The sequence below is a fragment of the Nonomuraea zeae genome (assembly GCF_005889725.1).
GTDB lineage: Bacteria > Actinomycetota > Actinomycetes > Streptosporangiales > Streptosporangiaceae > Nonomuraea > Nonomuraea zeae.
The window spans coordinates 1-1,792 of record NZ_VCKX01000647.1; the positions used below are offsets into that span (position 1 = coordinate 1).

A 1,792-nucleotide genomic window follows, 5' to 3' on the forward strand; every position below is an offset into this window, starting at 1 on the left:
CCGGAGGCCCGCCCACCGTCCCGCGCGGGAGCCGGATGGTGAAGATGTCCCCGTCCGCCTGGCTCTGCACCGCCAGCAGCAACCCCGTACGGGATTTGCGTGTCTCGGCGGCGAACCCGCGATAGGCCACGGCCAGATCCCCGGTCGTCCCGGCGATCAGGAGCCCGTGATCACCATCCCGCCCGGAGCGGAGCACCTCCTCCAACGCGGTCCCCAGCGGCGCATCCGGATTGATCAGCTCCGCATCGTCCACCAGCACGACGTACTGCTGCAGGTCGGCGACCAGCTCCGGCAGGTCGGTGGCGTTGCCGTCGAGCACCGCCAGCGCCCCGTCCAGCTCGCGCAACGGGCTGCGCCTCGGCGTGACGGCGATGACCGGCGTGCCCTGGGCGATGAGCGAGCGGGCCGCCGTCAGCAGCGCCGACGACCGCCCCGACCGTGACGGACCCGCGATCACCGCGCCGGGCCCGTACGCGAGCAGGTCGAGCCCGAGCGGCGCAAGGGCGTCGCCACCCGCACCGATCAGCGCCCACAGGGGCGACGGGGGACTGAACGCCGGATCCAGCGCGAGCGTCTGGGACGCCGTGATCCGCATGGGCAGGGCGTCCACCCGCAGCGGCGGCTCGCCGCCCCATCGCCACCCGCCCCTTCCGGCCACGGGCAGCCGCTCATGAGCCGGACTCGCGCCCTGGCGCTCACCCGGCCGGTCAGTGGCACTGCTCGAACCCGCGCTCTGCCGCTCACCCGGCCGGTCAGTGGCACTGCTCGAACCCGCGCCCTGGCGCTCACCCGGCCGATCAGCGGCACCCCTCGAACCGGGGCCTTCCGCAGCGAGCTCCACATCCCGGCCATCGAGGCCGGGCGAGGTCGCGGCGGTACGGGCCAGGGCCTGGAGCGCCGCCACCTGCGCCGGGCCCGCCGGGTCGGTGGCCAGCAGGGCGATGTGGTGCTCGACGATGCCGTGCTCGCCCATCGACAGCGCCCGGCCCGGCGGGACCGACGCGGGCAGGCCCTTGAGCGGGAATCCGGCCAGCCCGTAGTCGGACGGGTCGGAGAGCCGCAAGAGCAGGCGGTCGTCGAAAGCAGTCGAAACCTGGCCGAGCAGCCCGGACCGGTCGCTGGTGACCACCGCCCTGAGCCCCACCGCCGGTCCCTCCCGCAGGAGTTGCATCAGCGCCTCGACCAGGCGACCGTAGTCGTAGCTCTCGAAGGCGGCGACGAAGCCCTCCCAGCGGTCGAGCAGCAACACCATCCAGGGGAGACGGTGGCCCGCCTGGCGGTATTCGGCCAGGGAGGCGTGCCCGGCTTCGGCGAGGAGCTGCTGGCGACGTCCCACCTCGGCCCTGAGCCGGGTGAGCAGGCGCTCGACCCGATCGAGCTGGTCGCGGGTCACCACGGCGCCGCAGTGCGGCATCGCCACCAGCGGCAGGAGCGCGCCCGACCCGCAGTCGATCGCGTGTACGTGCACGTCCTCCGGCGAGGCGAGGGCCGCGATGGAGCCCGCGATCGTGCGCAGCGCCGTCGATCTGCCGCTGCGCGCCGCCCCCGCGATGAGCAGGTGCCCTCCGTGAGGCAAGTCGAGCGCCAGGGGGCGACGGTCCTGCGCCCACGGCCTGTCCGTGAGGCCGAACGGCAGCGGCGGCACCTCGGTGAACGCCTCCGGCAGCGCTGCGGGACGGCCGGGACCGCGTCCGATGGAGGAGCGGCTGCTCGGGGCCGGCAGGGGTTGGTGGATCCCGGCTGTCTGGCCGGCGGTGTGGCTTGAGGCTTCGGCTGGGGGGAGGTCGAGGAC

Annotated in this window: 1 pseudogene; it reads right to left on the reverse strand. The window is 74.4% G+C overall.

From position 1 onward, the window contains the following. Nucleotides 1–1,717 (reverse strand): annotated as a pseudogene (locus ETD85_RS62080) (FtsK/SpoIIIE domain-containing protein); the annotation flags it as partial. Nucleotides 1,718–1,792: the final 75 nt, after the last annotated feature.